This is a genomic window from Aureimonas sp. Leaf324, from assembly GCF_001423245.1.
Taxonomy (GTDB): domain Bacteria; phylum Pseudomonadota; class Alphaproteobacteria; order Rhizobiales; family Rhizobiaceae; genus Aureimonas.
In genome coordinates, this window is sequence record NZ_LMOH01000008.1 from 46,330 (window position 1) to 66,594 (window position 20,265).

General features: G+C 69.5%; 17 protein-coding genes. 6 read left to right on the plus strand and 11 right to left on the minus strand.

Annotation, left to right across the window (positions count from 1 at the left end):
* Positions 1–44: 44 nt before the first annotated feature.
* The 4 genes from ASF65_RS06920 to ASF65_RS06935 form a co-directional block, all read right to left on the minus strand.
* Positions 45–1,547 carry a tripartite tricarboxylate transporter permease gene (locus tag ASF65_RS06920; RefSeq protein WP_055887107.1) on the minus strand — a complete coding sequence of 501 codons (1,503 nt, stop codon included), beginning with the start codon at positions 1,545–1,547 and terminating at the stop codon, positions 45–47.
* Between the two features lie 3 nt (positions 1,548–1,550).
* Positions 1,551–2,222 (minus strand): tripartite tricarboxylate transporter TctB family protein, encoded by a 672-nt coding sequence (locus ASF65_RS06925; RefSeq protein ID WP_055887110.1) that lies wholly within the window; start codon positions 2,220–2,222, stop codon positions 1,551–1,553.
* Between the two features lie 159 nt (positions 2,223–2,381).
* Positions 2,382–3,365 carry a tripartite tricarboxylate transporter substrate binding protein gene (locus ASF65_RS06930; RefSeq protein ID WP_244486583.1) on the minus strand — a complete coding sequence of 328 codons (984 nt, stop codon included), beginning with the start codon at positions 3,363–3,365 and terminating at the stop codon, positions 2,382–2,384.
* Positions 3,366–3,401: 36 nt separating this feature from the next.
* Entirely contained in the window at positions 3,402–4,511 is a 1,110-nt protein-coding gene (locus ASF65_RS06935) for a 4-oxalomesaconate tautomerase (RefSeq protein WP_055887113.1), read from the minus strand.
* 95 nt (positions 4,512–4,606) lie between these two features.
* Here ASF65_RS06935 and ASF65_RS06940 point away from each other — a divergent pair, with 95 nt between their 5' ends.
* The gene (locus ASF65_RS06940; protein WP_055887116.1) at positions 4,607–5,593 is read left to right on the plus strand and encodes a LysR family transcriptional regulator; all 987 of its coding nucleotides are present in this window, start codon (positions 4,607–4,609) and stop codon (positions 5,591–5,593) included.
* Positions 5,594–5,686: 93 nt separating this feature from the next.
* Positions 5,687–5,905, plus strand: a complete 219-nt coding sequence (locus tag ASF65_RS21645) for a hypothetical protein (protein WP_162239462.1) — start codon at positions 5,687–5,689, stop codon at positions 5,903–5,905.
* Between the two features lie 22 nt (positions 5,906–5,927).
* Here ASF65_RS21645 and ASF65_RS06945 read toward each other — a convergent pair whose 3' ends face one another.
* Both ASF65_RS06945 and ASF65_RS06950 read right to left on the minus strand, forming a co-directional pair.
* The gene (locus tag ASF65_RS06945; protein ID WP_055887118.1) at positions 5,928–6,905 is read right to left on the minus strand and encodes a magnesium transporter CorA family protein; all 978 of its coding nucleotides are present in this window, start codon (positions 6,903–6,905) and stop codon (positions 5,928–5,930) included.
* Positions 6,906–7,377: 472 nt separating this feature from the next.
* On the minus strand, positions 7,378–8,541 hold the full coding sequence (locus ASF65_RS06950) for a PQQ-dependent sugar dehydrogenase (protein WP_082505231.1): 1,164 nt from the start codon (positions 8,539–8,541) through the stop codon (positions 7,378–7,380).
* Between the two features lie 81 nt (positions 8,542–8,622).
* Here ASF65_RS06950 and ASF65_RS06955 point away from each other — a divergent pair, with 81 nt between their 5' ends.
* Positions 8,623–9,090, plus strand: a complete 468-nt coding sequence (locus tag ASF65_RS06955) for a hypothetical protein (RefSeq protein WP_055887121.1) — start codon at positions 8,623–8,625, stop codon at positions 9,088–9,090.
* Between the two features lie 63 nt (positions 9,091–9,153).
* On the opposite strand, the gene ASF65_RS06960 is transcribed toward ASF65_RS06955, so the two are convergent.
* The 3 genes from ASF65_RS06960 to ASF65_RS06970 all read right to left on the minus strand — a co-directional run bounded on the left by ASF65_RS06960 (position 9,154) and on the right by ASF65_RS06970 (position 13,017).
* Entirely contained in the window at positions 9,154–11,049 is a 1,896-nt protein-coding gene (locus tag ASF65_RS06960) for a methyl-accepting chemotaxis protein (RefSeq protein WP_055887124.1), read from the minus strand.
* Positions 11,050–11,244: 195 nt separating this feature from the next.
* Complete coding sequence (locus ASF65_RS06965; protein ID WP_348271170.1) at positions 11,245–12,024, minus strand: polysaccharide deacetylase family protein; 780 nt, start codon at positions 12,022–12,024, stop codon at positions 11,245–11,247.
* A gap of 510 nt (positions 12,025–12,534) precedes the next feature.
* Positions 12,535–13,017 (minus strand): GNAT family N-acetyltransferase, encoded by a 483-nt coding sequence (locus tag ASF65_RS06970; RefSeq protein WP_055887127.1) that lies wholly within the window; start codon positions 13,015–13,017, stop codon positions 12,535–12,537.
* A 409-nt stretch (positions 13,018–13,426) separates the two neighbouring features.
* Between ASF65_RS06970 and ASF65_RS06975 the strand changes: the two genes are divergently transcribed.
* Together ASF65_RS06975 and ASF65_RS06980 are read left to right on the plus strand one after the other, a co-directional pair.
* Positions 13,427–14,695, plus strand: a complete 1,269-nt coding sequence (locus ASF65_RS06975) for an HlyD family secretion protein (protein ID WP_082505232.1) — start codon at positions 13,427–13,429, stop codon at positions 14,693–14,695.
* Between the two features lie 5 nt (positions 14,696–14,700).
* Entirely contained in the window at positions 14,701–16,299 is a 1,599-nt protein-coding gene (locus tag ASF65_RS06980; protein WP_055887130.1) for a DHA2 family efflux MFS transporter permease subunit, read from the plus strand.
* Positions 16,300–16,345: 46 nt separating this feature from the next.
* On the opposite strand, the gene ASF65_RS06985 is transcribed toward ASF65_RS06980, so the two are convergent.
* Both ASF65_RS06985 and ASF65_RS06990 read right to left on the minus strand, forming a co-directional pair.
* Positions 16,346–16,786, minus strand: a complete 441-nt coding sequence (locus ASF65_RS06985) for a BLUF domain-containing protein (protein ID WP_055887132.1) — start codon at positions 16,784–16,786, stop codon at positions 16,346–16,348.
* The gene (locus tag ASF65_RS06990) at positions 16,783–18,420 is read right to left on the minus strand and encodes a bifunctional diguanylate cyclase/phosphodiesterase (RefSeq protein WP_055887135.1); all 1,638 of its coding nucleotides are present in this window, start codon (positions 18,418–18,420) and stop codon (positions 16,783–16,785) included. Before ASF65_RS06990 ends, ASF65_RS06985 begins: the two co-directional genes overlap by 4 nt.
* A 251-nt stretch (positions 18,421–18,671) precedes the next feature.
* Between ASF65_RS06990 and ASF65_RS06995 the strand changes: the two genes are divergently transcribed.
* Positions 18,672–20,255: a Na+/H+ antiporter gene (locus ASF65_RS06995; RefSeq protein WP_055887138.1), complete on the plus strand. Its 1,584-nt coding sequence runs from the start codon at positions 18,672–18,674 to the stop codon at positions 20,253–20,255.
* Positions 20,256–20,265 lie beyond the last annotated feature (10 nt).

A 20,265-nucleotide genomic window follows, 5' to 3' on the forward strand; every position in this document is an offset into this window, starting at 1 on the left:
CAATGATGCACGGACGGTCTGGAGACGGTCGTCGACGGGCAAGGCTACTCCTGGAACACCTCGTCGCGGCTCCGGCGCAGGGATGGCAGGAGCGAGACCACGAGAAGCACGAGGGCGACGAGAAGAAGTCCGGCCGAGATCGGGCTTTCCACGAAGGTCAACAGGTCGCCGCGCGACATGAGAAGCGCGCGCCGGAAGTTCTCCTCCATCAACCGCCCCAGCACGAAGCCGAGAAGGAGCGGCGCCGGCTCGAAGCCGAGCTTCGAGATGAGGTAGCCGACGAAGCCGAAGACGGCGATCATCAGCACCTGCACGGGCTCGGAATTGATCGAGAAGATGCCGATGCAGCAGAACATCAGGATCGCCGGGAACATCAGCTGGTAGGGCACCTTGAGGAGCCGCACCCACATTCCGATCATCGGGAGGTTGATGACGAGGAGCAGCAGGTTGCCGATCCACATGGAGGCGATCATGCCCCAGAAGAGGTCGGGCGTATTGGTCATCACCAGCGGGCCCGGCACGATCCCGTGGATCGTCATGGCGCCGACCATCAGGGCCATCACCGCGTTGGGCGGGATGCCGAGCGTCAGGAGCGGGATGAACGAGGTCTGCGCGCCCGCGTTGTTGGCGCTTTCCGGGCCTGCGACGCCCTCGATCGCGCCCTTGCCGAAGCGGCTCGGATCCTTGGCGACCTTCTTCTCCAGCGAGTAGGAGGCAAAGGGCGCGAGAACGGCGCCGTTGCCCGGCAGGATACCGAGGATCGAACCGATGATCGTGCCGCGCGCGATCGGCGCGGCGGACTGCCTGAACTCCTTGCGGCCGGGCAGAAGCCGGCCGATCGTCTGGCGCACCACGTCGCGCGTCTCGATATTGTCGAGGTTGCGCAGGATCTCGGCGATGCCGAAGACGCCCATGGCCAGCACCGCGAAGTCGATGCCGTCGTAGAGGAAGTCGAGGCCGAGCGTCATGCGCGACTCGCCCGTCTCGATGTCGATGCCGACGGTCGAGAGCAGGATGCCGACGAGGATCATGGCGATCGCCTTCAGGATCGAGCCGTGCGCCAAGACGACCGCGAAGACGAGGCCCATCACCATCAGCGAGAAGTATTCCGCCGGCCCGAACACGAGAGCGAGCCCGGTCAGCGGCTTGGCGAGGGCGGCGATGGTGAGCGTGGCGACCGTGCCGGCGATGAAGGAGCCGATCGCGGCGATGCCGAGTGCCTGTCCCGCGCGCCCCTGCCGGGCCATCTGGTGGCCGTCGAGCGTCGTGACGACGGCCGTCGCCTCGCCGGGAATGTTGACGAGGATGGCCGTCGTCGAGCCGCCGTACTGCGCGCCGTAGTAGATGCCGGCAAGCATGATGAGGGCGCCGACCGGATCGAGGCCGAAGGTGATCGGCAGCAGCATCGAGATCGTGGCGATCGGGCCGACACCCGGCAGGATGCCGACCAGCGTGCCGACGATGCAGCCGACGAGGCAGAGGCCGATGTTCTTGAGGGTCAGGGCGACGGCGAAGCCGAGGCCGAGGTTGGAGATGAGGTCCATCATGGCTCAGATCGTCCCGTCGTGGCCGGCGACATCCATCGCCGGAGGCGCCTTGCCGCGGGTTGCCAGGAAAATGAGGGCGGCGGCGGCGAAGAAGACCGCCGAGGTCACGCGCAGAGCGGTCTTGTAGGACCAGCCGGAGAACAGCGCGTCGGCGAGCGGGCGCGGCATGATCGGAATCGGCAGGTTGAGCATGTCGCCGAAGAGCAGCATGCAGAACGGCGTGAGGCTGAGCGCCAGGATCGCGAGGTCGCGCAGTCGCGCATGCGGCGAGGCGAAGCCGCCCACGACGATCGCCAGCGGCCCCGCGAACACGAGCCCGAGTTCCACCGTGTCGAAGCCGGAGAAGTGCATCGGCTTGATGGTGAGAGCGAAGAGCGCGATGCCGGCCATGACGAAGAGCGGCCCTCGCAATGTCCAGACGATCGGCTCGGCGTCCGAACGGCGCGTCGCGCCCGCCACGACAAGCGCCACGCCGCAGATGGCGATCAGCACAGCGACCGCCTGGGGCAGCATCGCCGGCCCGACCGAGCGCAGCGTTCCGCGCGAGATGTCCGAGGTCAACCAGACGGCCAGCGCGGCAAGGGCGATGAGCACGAGGCCGGCGGCGATGTTCCTCGGATCGGCGCCCGCACGTGAGTGCGCGTGCGGCGCCACCGAACCCTTTGCGGTGTTCATGGGCGTATCTCTCCCTGATCGTGTCGAAGCGCCCCGCCGTTCATGCCTCCCGGCTGGACGGCGCCGCGGTCGTTTTGAGGCGGAGGCGCTCGGCGGCGGTCCCGCCGCGACTGGTCGAAGCGCCTGCCCGGCCGAGGCCGGGGCAGGCGCACGGACGGGTCAGTCGATGCTGATTCCAGCCTCGGTGAGGAAGGAGGCCCAGCGCTGGGATTCGGCCTTCATCATGTCGCCGAATTCCTGCGGGGTGTCGCCGACGATGACGGCGCCCTCCGCCTCCAAGCGCTCCTTGACGGCCGGGGCGGCGAGCGCCTCGACGGTGGCCGTGCGCAGCTTCTCGACGATCGGGGCCGGCGTGCCCTTGGGGACGGCGAACCCGTACCAGGCGGCCGACACGTAGTCGGGATAGCCGCTCTCGGCGATCGTCGGAACGTCCTTCAGCGAGGCGACGCGCTCGGTCGTGGTCACGGCCAGCGGCACCATGTCGCCGCTGTTCATCAGGCCGAGCACGGAAGGAAGGGTGGTGACCATGAAGTCGCCGCGACCGCCCAGCATGTCGTTGAGCGCCGGTCCCGCCCCCTTGTAGGGCACGTGGACCGCCTCGAGACCGGCCTGCGACAGGAAGAGCTCGGTGGCGAGGTGGCTTGCCGAGCCGTTGCCGGCCGAGCCGTAGGTCAGCTCGCCCGGGTTCGCCTTTCCGTAGGCGACGAGGTCGGCGAAGGACTTGTAGGGCGAGTTCTTCGACACCACGAGCACCAGCGGCGACTTGGCGATCAGCGTCACGGGGTCGAAAGCGGTGAGCGGGTCGAGCTTCATGGTCTTGAAGAGGTGCGGGTTCACCACCATCGGCCCCTGGTTGGCCATCAGGACGGTGTAGCCGTCGGGATCGGCATTGGCGGCCTGCTGCGAGGCGACGTTGCCGCCGGCCGAGCCGTTGTTCTCCACCACCATCGACTGGCCGAGCTTCTCGCCGACGCCGTTGGCGACGAGCCGGGCGATCGCGTCCGTGCCGCCGCCCGCGGCATAGGGCACGATCAGCTTGACCGGGCGGCTCGGATAGTCGTCGGCTTGCGCGAAGGCGGCGGGCGCGGACAGGATCGAGGCGGTTGCCAGCGCCAGGGCGCAGAAGAGGCGACGGTTCAGCATGTGGTATCCTCCCATGGATGCTTGTTCTGTTGGAAGTCAGACGGCGTCGGCGGTCTCCGCCGCCGAGCCGGATAGGATGACGTTGCCCTCGAAGATGCGGCGGGCGGTGCGGATGAGGCTGGCGCGGCGCACGGTGCCATCCTCGGCGGTCTCGAGGTCGATGCCGATCTTGCCGCTCGGGTGCTCGACGAGGACGGCGCCCGAGCCGTCGCCGGGGGCGGCGAGATCGAAGGCGATGGTTCCCGGCGTTCGGGCCGCGACGGCCACGCACAGCGCGCCGGTGACGGCATGCGCCTTGTGGGTGCGGTGGGGCACGAGATAGCGCGAGGTGATCGTGCCGTCCGCGCGGCGCGGCTCCGACAGGATGCCGATCTTGGGCACGACGGCGTTGGACACGTCGCCAAGGCCCATGCGGCGCCCGGCCTCGCGGCGCATGATCTCGAGCCGGCCGAACAGGTCGCGCCGCGCGTCGAGATCGTCCGGCGTCTCGTTGCCCGCCAGCCCGACATCGGCGGCGCGCACCAACATCATCGGCATGGCGTAGTCGACTAGGCTGACTTCGATTCCGTCGATCGTCTCGCGGCGCTCGCCTGTGGGAAACAGGCCGCTGGTCTTGGACCCCGTGGCGTCGAGGAAGGTCAGCTTGATCGGGGCGGCCGAACCGGCGACCCCGTCGATCTCGGCCGACCCGTCGTAGGTCACGGCGCCGCCGGGCGTCTGCACCACGGCGTGGATGCTCTTGCCCGTGTTGCGGTTGAAGATGCGCACCGTGGTCTCGGCATCGCCCGGCTGGACGAGCCCGGCCTCAATGGCGAAGGGGCCGACGGCCGACAGCATGTTGCCGCAGTTGGGATTGGTGTCGACGACCGCCTGCGTCACGCCAACCTGCGCGAACAGGTACTCGACGTCGATGCCGGGGCGCGTCGAGGGCGAGATGATCGCGACCTTGCTCGTCAACGGGTCGCCGCCGCCGATGCCATTCACCTGGAGCGGATGGGGCGAGCCCATCATCTCGATCAGTACCCGGTCGCGGCTGGCCGGATCGGCGGGCAGATCGCGCTCCAGGATGAAGGGACCACGCGAGGTGCCACCCCGCATCAACACGGTCGGGATCAGCTTTCGTTCGGGAACGACGTGAAGCGTCATGGCTCTTGCGCCCAATGCACCAATCTCTTGTATTGATGCAGATACGCTTCACGCGAACCCTCGTGAAATGCAAAGAATTGGAGATTTATTCCGATATGAGCATCAATTGCGAGGTTCTGGATCTGCGGGCCTTTCTGGCCGTCGTCGAGCTTGAGGGTTTCCACAAGGCAGCCGAAGCCCTGAACCTTTCGCAACCGGCGCTGACGCGGCGGATCCAGAAGCTCGAAGCGGCGATCGGCGCCTCGCTGCTGGAGCGCACGACGCGGCGAGTCGCGCCGACGGCGGTCGGCCGCGAACTGGTGCCGCTGGTCAAGCGGATGCTCGACGAGTTCGACACCTCGCTGTTTTCGGTCCGCGAACTCGGCCAGCGCCAGTCGGTGGTGGTGACGATCGCCTGCCTGCCGACGGCGGCCTTCTACTTCCTGCCGCGCGTCATCAAGCGCTTCAACGAGCAGTATCCGCAGATCCGCTTCCGCATCCTCGATCTCAGCGCCTCGGACGGACTGGCGAGCGTGGCGCGCGGCGAGGTCGAATTCGGCATCAACCTGTCGGCGTCATCCGATCCCGATCTTCAGTTCACGCCGCTGATGGACGATCCGTTCGTCCTGGCCTGCCGCAAGGATCATCCGCTGGCCGCGACGGGCGGCCCGATCCGTTGGTCGGAGCTCGAAGGGCACCGCCTCATCACGGTCGGCCGCACCAGCGGCAACCGGACGCTGCTCGATGCGGCGCTGGCGCGTTCGAACCTGCGTTTGCAATGGTTCTACGAGGTGACCCACCTGTCGACGTCGCTCGGCCTCGTCGAGGCGGGGCTCGGGGTCTCCGTCCTCCCGAAACTGGCCACGCCCCAGGACGACCACCCCTATCTCACCACCCGCCCGCTCGTGGAGCCCGAGGTGTCGCGCTCGATCGGCGTGGTGCGCCGACGCCAGAGCCGCTTGTCCCCGGCCGCAGGGCATTTTCTGGAAATGCTCCTCGGTGAATGGCGCGAGGTGCCCGATGGCGCGGCCGGCGCGTCGGCAGGTCCATCCCCGGACGCCGGCCGCCCGGGACCTCGGCCAGGACCCGACGCCCCCGTCTGACCCGCAGGCATCGGTGCCCGCTTGCGGACGACGAGCCCCTCCTCGGCCGGGGTCGGACCGAAGGGAAGGATCGCGGTCCGCTCGGAGCGCCGCGTGGACCCGCTGCGCGACCTCGGGCCCGACCCACGGCTTCCAGAGGTCCGGGCGCGTCTGGAGGAAATGCAGCGCGCCGTCCTTGCCGATTTCCTGATTGTCCGTCGTCCAAGCCATCACCGCGTTCGGCGTTTCGTCGTTCCAGCTGCGAGCCTTCAGGTCGCCGATGACGGCCGGGTCCGCCGCGTCGGCAAACGTCTTGGAGACCATCGTCGTTGAGCGAAATGTCGCCGGCGCAAACCTACAACCAGCCCTTGCGCCGGAACCAGCCATAGGGAACGGCGGCCGAGACGACCATCATCCCCAGCGCCATGGGATAGCCGACGCGCCAGGACAGTTCCGGCATATGCTCGAAGTTCATGCCGTAGATCGTGCCGACGAGCGTCGGCGGCAGGAACAGGACGGCGGCGATCGAGAAGACCTTGATGATCGTGTTCTGCTCGATGTTGATGAGCCCGAGCGTCGCGTCCTGCAGGTAGGCGATCTCGGCCTGCGTGCGCGCCTCGTATTCCGATAGCGAGCGGATGTCGCGCTCGACCGATTCGAGGCGCTGGAGCGCAGCGTCCTGGATCCAGGGCGCGCCCGGCCGCGCGAAGAGGACGAGACGATTCAAGCTGAGGAGGCTCTCGCGGATGATCGCCAGCATCCGGTTCTTGCGGCCGAGCCGGATCAGGAGATGGCGCAGGACGGTCGAGCGCTCCTCCGCCTTGCGCACGTCCTCGTCGCCGTAGAAGATCGCGGTCGATACCTCGCCGATCTCGGCCTCGGTCGCCTCCAAGAGGTCGGCGATGCGCTCGAGGACGCTCTCCAGAAGCGAGCCGAACACCGTTTCGGACGACAGGTTCGCGTCCGTCGACTTGGCCGCCTTGGCATCGAAAGCGCGGAAAGGCATGACGTCGGCATAGCGGACCGTGACGAGGCAGCGCCGCGTCAGGACGAAGGTCACCTGCGTGCGCGCGGGTTGGGTCCGTCCCGCCGCCTGGACGAGGACGGCCGTCATCACCAGCGCCCCGTCCTCCTGATAGAGACGCGAGGACTCCTCGATCTCGGCCATTTCGTCCTTCGTCGGCACCTCGATGCCCAGCATCCGCTCGACGGCGCGCTCCTCCTCGGGCGTCGGGTCGTGCAGGTCGATCCACACCAGGCCGTCCGGCATCTGCGAGCAGTCGCTGCCCGAGGATTTCAGCCGGCCGCCGTCGACCGTGTGAAGCGTCAGCATCGAAAGGCCACGGGCAGGCGGGCGCCGATCGTGCTCCAGGGGCCGGACAACGGGGCATTGAGCCCGGAGGACCGGACGGCCCCGGCGGGATCGGAGGGCGCCCCGCGCGGCGTGGTTCGGCTCGTCATTCCCGTCCCCCCATGACCTCGACAGCTGGACCGTCCGCCGCCGGTGCGGTCCGTTCGCCGCACTGACCGATCCCATTGTCGCGCGACATGATCGCGAGAACGCCGCACGGCTCTCCCGGCAAATGGGCGTTCGTTCGAAAAGTCCACAAGGCCCGTGACCCGACCGTGTCATTGAGAATTCGGGGATCCCTGCGCGGCCGCTCAGTCCAGCGATCGAATGGCCGTTGCCATCGAGCTGCATGGAGCGGACTACCGGTCGCCTCTCAGCCCTTGCGATACCGGCGCATCGGCGCGGCGACGGAGCCCGCTTGAGGCCGACCGGCACCCGCCCGGCTCGGGCGCCATCAGGCGGGCGGCACGAGCCGCAGGAGGCGCCCGTCCTCCCCGTCGGTCAGGACCTGGATCGAGCCGTCCGGTGCGACCCTGACGTCGCGCATCCGCTCCCCCAGCTCGGCGAGAAGCAGTTCCTGCCCCGTGATCTGGCCGTCCTGCCGATGGACGAGGCGCACCGATTTCTCCGCGAGCGCGGGCACCAGGAGGGCGCCGCGCCATTGCGGGAAGAGGTCCCCCCGGTAGACGGCGAGCCCTGCGGGCGCGATCGAGGGCGTCCATTCCAGAAGCGGCGCCTCGAAGCCCGGCAGCGAGGCGAAGGGCGTGACGCGCGCGAAGCTGTAGTCGAGGCCGCCGGACACCAGCGGCCAGCCGTAGTTGCGGCCGGGGACCAGCCGGTTCAGCTCGTCCCCGCCGCGCGGTCCGTGTTCGGCAACGAGGAGCGTGCCGTCCGACGGGTCGAACGCGACCCCCTGCACGTTGCGGTGCCCGAGGGTGAGGATTTCGGGCGCGGCGCCGGGCTGGGCGGCTAGCGGATTGTCCGCCGGGATCGACGCGTCGCGGCCGAGCCGCACGATCTTGCCGAGCGTGTTGGCGGGGTCCTGCGCGTCCTCGCGCCGGTCGAACCCGTCGCCGAGCGACAGCGCAAGGGTTCCGTCGGCCAGGAAGGCGATGCGGCTTCCGTGGTTGGAGCCGCCGGCCTTCGGCGTCGCGGTGAAGAGGACGCGAAGGTCGTCGAGCGCGCCGTCCTCAAGGCGGGCGCTGACGAGCCGCACGTTGTTGGCCTCGGCGTCGCCGTGCAGGAAGGTCAGGAAGATCCGTCCGGTCTCGGCGAAATCAGAGTCCACCGCCACATCCATCAGGCCGCCCTGGCCGTCCGTGTAGATCGGCGGCAGGCCGCCCACCGGAGCGGGATCGAGCGTGCCGTCCGCGCCGACGACGCGCAACCGCCCCACCGCTTCCGTGACGAGGCGGCGCCCGTCGGGCAGGAACGCCAGCGACCAGGGCCGCTCCAGTCCCTCGATCTCGGTGACGACGCGGTAGAGCGCGGGGTCGACCCGCGGTGGCGGCTCGGCCCGCGCGGACGGCGCCGCGCCGAAGAGCAGCGCGGCGCAGGTCAGAACGATCGGGCCCCACGGGCGCGAAGCGTGCGCGTTCACGTCAATGTTCGGGTTCATTCGCGTCGCCTCGCCACCAGTTAGTCAGCCAACATAGGCGAGGAACGGTCGGCGGCGCCGCCACACAAGGAATGGTGAACGATGACCCGAACGCTTCCCCGCCTCGCGATCGCGTTTCTCCTCGCCGTGGCGGCGACGGCGATCCTTGCCAGCATCGTCCAGACGCAGATCAACCTCGGCCGGCTGGTGGACCTCGGCGCCCCGATCACGACGGGACTTCGCGCACTCACGACGGCTCAGGACGTCGCGTTCTTCGGACCCGTCATGGCCGCGATCACGGCCGCCGCCTTCCTGCCCGCGTTCCTGGTCGCCGGGTGGGTGTCGCGGTCCCTGCCGCAGGCTCGGGTGCCGATCTTCGCGCTCGCCGGCGCCGTGTCCCTGTGGACGGCGTTCGAGGTGATGGGCGTCTTCACGCCGATGCCGACCCTCATCGCCGCCGCCCGCACGGCCGGGGGGCTCATGGCGATGGCGGCGACGGGCCTCGTCGGCGGAACCCTCTTCGCGGGCCTCACCGCGGCGCGAAGCCGCAGCATCCCCGCGCAGATCTGACCCCGGCGGGCGCACGGTGGCTTGAGACGCCTTGCCGCTCCGCCCGCCGGCGGAAGCGAGCGGTCAGAAGTCCTCCCACTCGGAGGCTGCGGGAGCCGACTTCAGGGCCGCGCCGCCGCGGCCCGTGCTGCGCATCTGCGCGACGCCGGTCCGGGGCTTGGCCGGGCGCGCCGCGGACGCGGCGGGTGCCGCCGAGCGGATCTGGAAGCGCCGCGTGAGGGCGGCGAGCCGCTCGGTCTCCTCGGTCAGGGCGTGCGCCGCCGCCGTCGTTTCCTCGACCATCGCCGCATTCTGCTGCGTCACGTGATCCATCTGATCGGCGGCCGATGCGACCTCCTTCAGACGCTGGGCCTGCTCGCTGGCGCTGTCGGCGATCCGCGAGACGATCGCGCTGACGTCGCCGACCTTGGAGACGATCTTTCCGAGCGACGAGCCCGAAGCGGAGACGAGTTCGACGCCGATCGCGACCTGCGAGGCGGAGCTCGAGATCAGCGACTTGATCTCCTTGGCCGCCTCCGCCGAGCGCTGGGCAAGCCCGCGCACCTCCTGCGCGACAACCGCGAACCCCCGGCCGGCCTCGCCGGCACGCGCGGCCTCGACGCCGGCGTTCAGCGCCAGAAGGTTGGTCTGGAAGGCGATCTCGTCGATCACCCCGATGATCTTGCCGATCTGGTCGGACGAGGTCTTGATCGCGCCCATCGCGGCCACCGCGCGGGCCACGATCTCGCCCCCCGCCGCCGCATCGCGTTCGGTCCCGGTCGCGGCCTTCTGGGCGTCGCCGGCGCCGGTAGCCGTTCCGTCGATGGCGACGGTCACGTCGGCCAGCGCCGCGACGGTCTCCTCCAGCGACGCGGCCTGCTGTTCGGTGCGGTGCGCGAGGTCGTTCGAGGCGCTCGCGATCTCCCCGAGGCCGAGGCGGATCGTCCCGATGGATTCGACCACCGTCCCGATCGCGCCCTCGAGGGCCTCCACCGACGTGTTGAACGTCCGCCGGATGGGCTCGAACTCGGGCGCGACGGCCGCGGCCATGCGCACGGTGAGGTCGCCCTGGGAGAGGCGTTCGAAGCTCTGCTCCACAAGGTGGACGAAGACGCGCAGGTCCTCCGACTTGGCCTGATCGACCGCCGCCTGACGGGCGATGCCGGCGGCGCGGACCTCGCGGCTGGCCTCGGCGTCCGCTTCGAGGCGGCGCTTTTCGAGGGCGGCGTCCTTGAAGACCTGAACGGCGCCGGCCATGTCGCCGATCTCGTCGCGGCGCGCCGTGGCGGGGATCTCGACCGACGTGTCCCCTTCGGCGAGACGGCGCATCGTGCCGGTCAGCCCGACGATCGGGCGCGAGATCGTGCGCACCAGCAGCCATCCCATGAGGAGCGCGATGGCGCCGCTGATCGCGAGCGAGCCGATCATCGTGCGCAGCGACATGGCGTTCGCGGCCTCGGCCGCGGCGCTGTTCGAGGCGATCAGCTCGTCCTGGATCTTGAGCGCGTCGTCGAGGAGGTCGTAGGCCTGCGTCAACGGAAACTGCTTGGGCAGCGCCAGCGCGTCGGGCCGGGTCGCGGGATCGCGTCCGAGCTCGATCATGCGGTTGCCGGCCTTCTCCCACCAGGTCTCGACCACGGCGCGCGCCGCCGAGACCTTCGCCTTCTGCTCGCTCGACGGCGACAGCGCGAGGAAGCCGTCCGCGGCTTTCAGGAAGCCGGCCTTCGCGTCCGCGTAGGTCTTCAGGAAGCGTTCCTCGCCCGTCAGGAGGTTGTTGCCGATGGCGTTCTGCTGCCGGTAGAGCGAGGCGCGCATGCGCTCGGCCTGGAGCGAGGCCAGGAAGTTGCTGGTCTGCGCCCCGTTCGCGACCGAAGCGTCGGTCAGGCTCGACCAGAGCATGCCGTTCGCGGCCAGGAGCACGGCCATGATCGCCGCGAAGGCGAAGACGATCTTTCGGGAAATGGTGATCTTCGGCAGCATCGCACGGGATCCACGCGGAGACGATCGTCGGCGACGATGTCGATGGAGACGTCCCGTTCTACGACAGCTGAATGAAGGTTCCGTTGCGCGCCCTCTCCGGTGGACGGCCCGACGGCGCGACGAGTTCGGCAGCGATCATGGGGAACCCGCCGCCAGGGGGCCGTACACAGGAGTACGGCGCCGATCGCAGATGGTTCAGGTCCGTTCGGCCGATGTGGCGGGATCGCCGGACCCGTCTCCCCAGCGCAGCACCCTGTCTCGGCGGCCGGCCTCGACCGACACGTCCGACATGTGCCTCGCCACGGCCCCGGCGGTGGTCCACCAGATGCGGGGGTCGTCGCGCTCCCGAAGTCGCGTCAGGACGCGGTCGAGGTGCAGGGCGCGGTGGGCCTGTCCCATGATGTAGGGGTGCAGCGCGATGCCGAGAACGAGGGGACGGCGCTCGCATTCGCCGAGGAGCTGGTCGACCGCGTCCTCGATCATCGCCGCGAACGTCGCCGCTTCCTGATGGCGAGAGACGATGGACGGGATGTCGTTGATCTCCTGCGAATAGGGGATCGACAGGATCCCCGCTCCGCTGCGGGTCTCGAGCCGGGTCGGCTGGTCGTCGTGCGCCCAGTCGAGGACATAGGTGAAGCCCGCTTCCTCCAGGAGATCGGGCGTGTGGTGGCTTTCCGAAATCCAGGGGCCGAGCCAGCCCTGCGGCCGGACGCCGATCCTCTCGAAGTCGTCGAGGGTCCGCGCGATCATCGACCGCTCCTCGTCCTCGCTCATCTGCCCTTCCGCCTCGGCGTTGGTCTGGCCGTGCGCGGCGATCTCGTCGCCCCGGTCGCGGCAGGCCTCCGCCAGTCCCGGACACCGTTCGATCGCCGCGCTGTTGACGAGCGCGGTGGTGGACAGTTCCAGCCGGTCGAACATTTCCATGAAACGCCAGGCGCCGACGCGGTTGCCGTAGTCGCGCCAGGCGAAGTTCATGACGTCGGGCTCGGTCTGGGACGGCGCCAGCTTGGCGCCCAGCCCGTCCCCGAACCCGAAGACCTCGTGGTTGACGCCGAGGTAGACGGCGAGCCGGCGCCCTTCGGGTCAGGAGTAGTCGGGCCGCCCAAGGATGGGCGAGTAATCGTACCGGCTGTGATGGGGCAGATCGGACATGGCGACATCCTCGGCTCGTGTGGCCACGTCGACCCGGCGCCGGAAAGGCCCCGACCGACCGCACGCAACGCCGCCCCGGACGGGCCGCGCCGTCCTAGACGCGCGGGACGGACGGCGGTTCCGTCTTTGGCCGGGCAGATGGGTCCCGCGCTCCCCCCCCCCAATGTTCGGTTCATGCCGGGTGTCCATCGCCAGGATCGCAACGACCTTGCGGATCGAGGCGCCATGCGATCCGCGATGGCGACGAGGCGGCGGTCTTCGGACGGCCCGCCCCTGGAAACGCCAGCCGGAAGCGGGCAGAGAGTGGGCGGTCTCGTCGTCGGACGTCCCCCTTCAGAGCGTCCGGTACATCACCAGCGCGTCGACGTCGCCCAGCGTCGGATGGCGGAATGCGCCGGGCAGCCGCCCGACGGTCTCGAAGCCCATCGCGGCCCACAGGTTGACGGCCCGAACGTTGGTGCTGACCACGAAATTGAACTGCATCGCCTCGTAGCCGAGCGCGCGGGCCCGTTCGATCGAGTCGGCGCACATCCGCCGGGCGACGCCCCGTCCGGTCGCCGCCTCCGCGGTGACGTAGCCGCAGTTGCACACGTGGCTCCCGCCGCCGCCCTGGTTCGTCCGGATGTAGTACGTGCCCAGGAGCGTCCCGTCCTCCTCCGCGACGAAGGTCCGTTTGTCGGGGGCGGTCCAGTAGGCAAGGAGATCGTCGTCGCCCATGCGAGGATCCAGCGCATAGGTTTCGCCCGCCGCGACGACGGGGCGGATGGCGGCGAGAATGGCGGGAGCGTCGTCCGGGCGGGCGGGTCGAATGTGCATGGCGGACGGATAGGGTGCGTGTCGGCAAAAGAAAAGACGAGGATCCGTAAGAAGCCGCGCGTTATCCGGCATCCTCCTGCCCGAGGCGTCCGGTCCCACCCTGCGACGGGCCTCCCCTCGCCGACCGTTTATCCGCTTGATGGCCGCAAGCGCCAGCGCCGCCGTCGTCGGCGCACTGCCAGGATACGGATGGGGCAACCGATCATCCGCGCATCCGATCACCGCGTGGTCGCGGAAAAAACGAAACGGAGGCGCGCCCCTTGCGAGATCGGGAGGGCGGTCCGCTGCGCCAGCGCCGGAGGCCGGGTTGGATCGCCGGGCGCATCCGGTCGCGGCGGAACACATTTCCGTGCGCTTCGTTTGATCGGGACACCTCGTGCCGAAAGGCTCGTTCTTCGGATCCCGCACCATGCTCGATGAATCCCGCCTCCCCTGGGCCAACGGCGATGCCGACGGTTCGATCGCCATCAACCCGGAAGGACGGGCCGGCGAGCGGGATCACGCCGAGGCGCGGGCGCCCGATGAGCGAAAGGTCCAGCCCGCCCCCGAACAGGGCCGCACCGACGCCCGCGACGAAGCGAAGCCGGACACGGGCGGTGACGACAAGGCCGATGAAACGGCCGACAAGACGGCCAAGCGTCCCTCGATCCTGCGCCGGCATCCCTTCATCGTGCTTCTGGTGCTGATCGCGATCGTCGCGGCGGCGGTGGGCGGCTACATCTACTGGCAGACGGCGATCTACCCGTACGAATCGACCGACGACGCCTTCATCGATTCCCGCCAGTTCGCCATCTCGCCGCAGGTCGCGGGCTACGTCTCGGAGGTGCCGGTGTCCGACAACCAGCATGTCGAGGCCGGCGCCGTCATCCTGCGCATCGATCCGCGCGACTACCAGGCCGCGGTCGACGAGGCGGAGGCGCGCATCGCGGCGGCGCAAGCCGCGATCAGCGGCGCGGACGCGCAGATCGCCGCGCAGCAGGCGCAGGTCGTCGAAGCCCAGGCCGCCGTCACGCAGAACGAGGCGAGCGTCCAGTTCGCGCAGGAGGAGGCCGCCCGCGCGCAGCAGCTCGTCCGCTCCGGCGCCGGCACGGTGCAGACCGCGCAGCAGCAGACCTCGAACCTGCGCCAGGCGGAGGCCGAGCTGAACCGCTCGCGCGCCGCGGTGACCGCGGCGGAAAAGCAGGTCGGCTCGCTCCAGGCGCAGCGCGCCACCTCGGTCGCGGACCTGCGCGAGGCCAACGCCCAGGCCGCCCAGGCCAAGCTCAACCTGTCCTACGTCACCGTGACCGCCGCCCAGCCGGGCCGCGTCGTCAAGCTCACGGGCGCGGTCGGCCAGTATGTGCAGACCGGGCAGAGCGTCGCCATGTTCGTGCCGGACGACATCTGGGTGACCGCCAACTTCAAGGAAACGCAGATCACCGACATGCGGCCGGGCCAGCCCGTCGACATCCGCATCGACGCCTACCCGGACCATGAGATCCGCGGCCATGTCGATTCCGTGCAGCCCGGCTCGGGCACCGCCTTCTCGCTGCTGCCGGCCGAGAACGCCACCGGCAACTACGTGAAGGTCGTGCAGCGCGTGCCGGTGAAGATCGTGGCCGACGGCTGGCCGCAGGACGTCTCGATCGGCCCGGGCATGTCGGTCGTGCCGACCGTCACCGTTCGCGCCAAGGACTGACCCCGGTGTCCGCCGCGACCGCCGCCCCCGCCAAGCCGGCGGGCGCCGGCAATCCATGGGTGATCGCCGTCGTCGTGTCGATCGCGACCTTCATGGAGGTGCTGGACACCACGATCGCCAACGTCGCGCTGCGCTACATCTCGGGCGGCCTCGGCGTCTCCTCGGACGAGGCCTCGTGGGTGGTCACGACCTATCTCGTCTCCAACGCCATCACGCTGACGGCCTCCTCGTTCATCGCCAAGCGCTACGGGCGCAAGCGCTTCTATCTCGCCTGCCTTGCGGTCTTCACGATCTCCTCGGTCCTGTGCGGTCTCGCCTGGAACATCGAGTCCCTCCTGTTCTTCCGCATCCTGCAGGGGTTCGCAGGCGGCGGCATGGTGCCGATCTCGCAGTCGATCCTCGCGGACTCGTTCCCGCCCGAGAAGCGCGGCCAGGCCTTCGCGCTGTTCGGCGTCGCGGTCGTCGTCGCGCCCGTCGTCGGGCCGACGCTCGGCGGCTGGCTGTCGGACAACGTGTCCTGGCACTGGTGCTTCCTCATCAACGGGCCGGTCGGCGTCCTCGCCTTCGCGCTGGTCTGGTTCCTCGTCACCGAATCCGACGAGGCGCGTCAGGAGCGCGAGGCGATCAAGAAGAAAGGCATCCGCTTCGACATCGTCGGCTTCCTCGCCGTCGCGACCTTCCTCGGCGCCCTGGAGCTCGTGCTCGACCGCGGCCAGACCGAGGACTGGTTCGGCTCGAACTTCATCATCGTCTCGGCGACCGTCTGCGTCCTCGCCTTCCTGTTCATGATCCCGTGGGAGCTTCGCCACGAGAACCCGGTGGTGGATCTGCGCATGGTCGCCAGCCGGCAGTTCGGCTCGTGCTTCCTCGTGATGATGGCGACCGGCGCGATCCTGATCGCGACCACCCAGTTCGTGCCCGAACTCCTGCAGAGCTTCTACGGCTACACGGCGACCTGGGCGGGCATGGCTCTCTCGCCGGGCGGCATCGTCACCATGACGATGATGTTCGTGGTCGGGCGGGTGACCGCGATCGTGCAGCCGAAATACCTGATCGCGCTCGGCGCGGCGATCGTGGCGGCCGCCATGTGGGATCTCACGCGCCTCTCGCCCGACGCCAACTTCGGCTACTTCGTCTGGTCGCGCATCTTCGTCGGCCTCGGCCTGCCCCTGATCTTCATTCCGATCACCACCGCGTCCTACGACGGCATCCCGAAGAACAAGACCGACCAGGCCTCGGCCCTCATCAACGTCGCGCGCAACGTGGGCGGCTCGATCGGCGTGTCGATCGCGCAGAACACGCTGGCCTTCCGCGAGCAGTTCCACCAGAGCCGGCTGGTCGAGCACATCACCCCGTCGAGCCCCGCCTATCACCAGACGATGGAGGCGACGGTCGCGATGCTGCGCGCTCGCGGCCTTTCGGCGCCGGACGCCGAGCAGAGCGCCATCGCGCTGATCGGGCAGACGCTTCAACAGCAGGTCGGCTATCTCGCCTATATCGACGTCTTCCACGTCCTGATGCTGATCTCGCTCTGCGCGGTGCCGCTGGCGCTGATCCTGCGCAACGTGAAGCCGGGCGGCGGAGCGCCGGCCGGCGCCCACTGAGCGACGCGCGGCCGGGGCCGGGGCCGGGAGCCGGGCGGAACGCGCGTCAGGCCGCCACTTCCTCCTCGATCGTCAGGTCGCGCAGGAGCGTGTGGATCTCGTCGCCGCTGAGGCGCGACGGGTCGAAGCCGCTCGATGCGCCCACAGTCTGGAAGCGGTCCGCATCGCGGTCCGACGCGCCGACGAAGCCCATCGCCCAGTTCGGGAAGCTGCGCGCGGCGATCGGATCGAGGGCGAGGAGCGCGACTTCGCCGTGCCGTTCATCCTGCTGGATCCGCTCGAAGGCGGCCTCGATGGTGGCGAGCGGGCCTTCGAGGACCTGCGCGAAGCAGCCGGCGTTGAAGAGGAGCGCGCCGGTAATCCCGTCGCGGGCGTTGTTCGTCCGGCTCCGGGCGAGGATGTCGTCGACATGGGCCGCGAACGCCGCGGCGTCGCCGGAAATGTGATTGCGGCTGTAGTAGACGAGGCGGTGCAGGCTAGCGGTCATCGGGCGTGTCCCTCGCGGTCCTTGATATGCTGGGTCAGGAAGGCTTCGACGTCGCCGGCCGGCATCGGGCGGCCCGTCAGATAGCCCTGGACGTGCGTGCAGCGCTCCTCCCGGATGCGTGCGAGCTGTTCGGCGGTCTCGACGCCCTCGGCCGTGATCGCCATGCCGAGACTGGTGCCGAGCCCCGCGACGGCGCGAAGGATCGCCTCGCTGTCGGCGTTCGCGTTGGCGACGAAGGAGCGGTCGATCTTGATCTTGTTGAACGGAAACTTCTGGAGATAGCTGAGCGACGAGTAGCCGGTGCCGAAGTCGTCCATCGAGATCTTGACGCCGAGGTCGCTGAGGGCCGCGAGCGTCTTCAGGACGTTGTCGGTGTCGTCGAGGAGAACCCCCTCGGTGATCTCGATCTCCAGACGGTGGGCGGGCAGGCCCGACTTCTCGAGCGCCGAGGCGACGGTGGCGAGCAGCGTGTCCGCCTTGAACTGGAGGGGCGAGACGTTCACCGCGACGATCATCTCGCCCGGCCAGGACATCGCCTCGTGGCAGGCCGTCCGCAGCACCCATTCGCCGATCCTGACGATCAGGCCGTTCTCCTCGGCCAGCGAGATGAAGTCGAGCGGAGGGATGGAGCCCTTCGTCGGGTGCTTCCAGCGCAGGAGCGCCTCGAACCCGATGCAGGTGTCGGTGGCGAGATCGAGGAAGGGCTGGAAGTTCAGCTCGAACTGCTTCAGCGCCAGCGCCCGGCGCAGGTCGATCTCCATCTCGCGCCGCTTGTGCAGGAGCTCGTCCATGCCGGCCTCGAACATCCGGTATCGACCGCGACCGGCGCGCTTGGCCTCGTAGAGGGCGAGGTCGCCGTTGCGCAGCATGTCCCGCGCCTGGGTGACCGAGCCCTGCAGCGCGACGCCGACGCTGGCCCCGATGTTGATCGTGTGGCCGCTGAGGACATAGGTCCGTCCCACGAGATCGACGATCCGGGCCGCGAGCTTCTCGGCGTCCGCCGCCTCGCGCACGCCCGCTTGCAGGACGACGAACTCGTCGCCGCCGAGCCGCGCCACGACGTCGCCCTTGCGGCAGGCGCTGACGAGACGGTCGGCGACCTTCTTCAGGAGGAGATCGCCGATCCCGTGTCCGAGCGTGTCGTTGATCATCTTGAAGCGGTCGAGGTCGAGGCAGTGGACCGCGATCGGCGCCTCCTCGCTGCGGGCGAGCGCGCCGGTCAGGTGCGACAGGAACATGTTGCGCTTCGCCAGCCCGGTCAGGTCGTCGAGGTCCGAGGCGATGGCGGGGCGGTCCTGCGTGGCCGAGGGGCGCAGATCGACCACGAACCGGCCCTCCCCGACGGGCGCGAGGGTCGCGTCGTAGGGAACGTCCCCTTTCGTCGTGAGACTCATGGAGGCGCCCCGGCTCGCGTCGAGGGCGGGAAGCGCCAGGCCGGAGCCGAGGTCGCGCACGTTCAGCCCGACGACCCATCCGCCGAACGCGGCTTCGGCCGCTGCGTTGGCATAGGTCACCGTCCCCTCAGCGCCCAATGCCAGCACCGGATGGGGAAGCGCCTGGAGCATCAGCTCGAAACCCGGCGCCTCGAGGGCGAGGACTGGCGCCGCCGGCGCAGCGGGTGTTAGAACGTTCATGGCGGCGTCCACGTCATGGCCAGGAAGCCGCGAGCATGGCAGGCAAAGGTTAGCGAAGACGCGTCGCGCCAATCGATCGCGTCGCGCCTTCCGACATTTTCGGCGCCACGGCATCCTCCTCGAAGGTTGGACGCGACGGCCTTCGGATGTCCCGGCGACGGAACCGGATCGCGCTCGCACACGCCCGCTGGCGGTCGCCCGCGCTTTGTCGCAAGGATGCGCGCGACCCTTCCCGTCGCGGCGAGACTGACATGCATCCTGTCGAACTCTTCGAGGTCATCGTCGCGATGTTCGTGGCGGTGCTGGTGCTGCACTACATCGCCCAGCGCCTGTCGCTGCCGCCGGCCGTGGCGCTTTTGATCGGCGGCGGCACGCTCGCCTTCGTGCCCGGGCTGCCGCCGGTCGAGCTCGACCCCGAACTGGTGCTCGTCGTCTTCCTGCCGCCGCTCCTGATGGACGGCGCCTGGTTCACGGCGCTGGCGCCCTTCCGCCGCCATCTCGCCGGCATCGCCTCGCTCGCGATCGGCGCGGTGCTGTTCACCACGGCCGCCGTCGCGCTGGCGGCCAAGGCCGTGGTGCCGGAACTGCCGTGGGCGGCCTGCATCGCGCTCGGCGCCATCGTCTCGCCGCCGGATGCCGTTTCGGCCCGCGCCGTCCTGCAGCGGGTGACGCTGCCGCGCCGGCTGGCGACGCTGCTCGAGGGCGAGAGCCTTCTTAACGATGCGACCGGCCTCGTCCTCTTCCGCTTCGCGGTCGCCGCCACGCTGACGGGCACGTTCAGCCTCGGTGAGGCGGTGGGCAGCTTCACGCTCCTCGTCGGCGGCGGCCTCCTGGTCGGCGGGGCGATCGGCGCGCTCTGGGTGCTCGTGCTGCGCCGCCTCGGCGACGACTACCTGATGATCGCGGCCTCGGTCCTCGTTTGCTGGGTGAGCTATCTCACGGGCGAGCTCTTCCACGTGTCGGGCGTCATCGCCACGGTGACGGCCGGCCTCGTCTGCGGCTGGTACCAGCACACCGTCTTCACCGCGAGCGTGCGCCTGCGCGGCGTGGCGTTCTGGCAGGTGCTGATCTTTCTCCTCGAAGCGGCCGTGTTCGTCCTCATCGGCCTGTCGCTGCGCGGCGTCCTGGAGCGCGTCGGCGGCATCGGCGTCGTCTGGACCGACATGGCCGGCGCGGTCGCGGCGGTGATCGCCGCCATGACGCTGGCGCGCTTCGCCTGGGTGTTCGGGGCCGACGCGGTGCTGCGCCGCCTGCACGCCCGCGGCGTTCGCGGCGCCGAGCCGCTCGGCGGCCGGGCTGCCACGGTGATGAGCTGGGCGGGCATGCGCGGCGTGGTGACGCTGGCGGTCGCGCTCTCGCTGCCCGAGACGATGCCCGGGCGCGACCTGATGCTGGTGGTCGCCTTCGCCGCGATCCTCGTCACCGTGCTCGTCCAGGGCACGACGCTCGGCCTCGTGATCCGCTGGGCCGGCCTGTCGGAGGACGAGCGCGCCCATCCCCCGCTGGATCTCTTCGCGGCGGAGGCGGCGATGGTGGAGGCGCAGCTTGCGGCGGTCGAGCGGAACGCCTTCTCGGCCGACGGCACGCTTCTTCACCCGCGCCTTCTCGACAGCTACCGCCGCCGCGCCTCGCTTTCGGCGAATTTTTCAGGGGACGCAGCGGAGCGCGACGAAAGCATCAACGCCCATTTCGACGTGATCCTCGCCGCCATCGCCGCCGGCCGCGCCGAGCTCGTCCGGCTCCACCGGACGCACCAGATCGACGACGAGACCCTGCACGACCTCGAGCGCGACCTCGACCTGGAGGAACTCGGCGCCATCGCCGCCAAGGGTTGAGCCCGTTCGG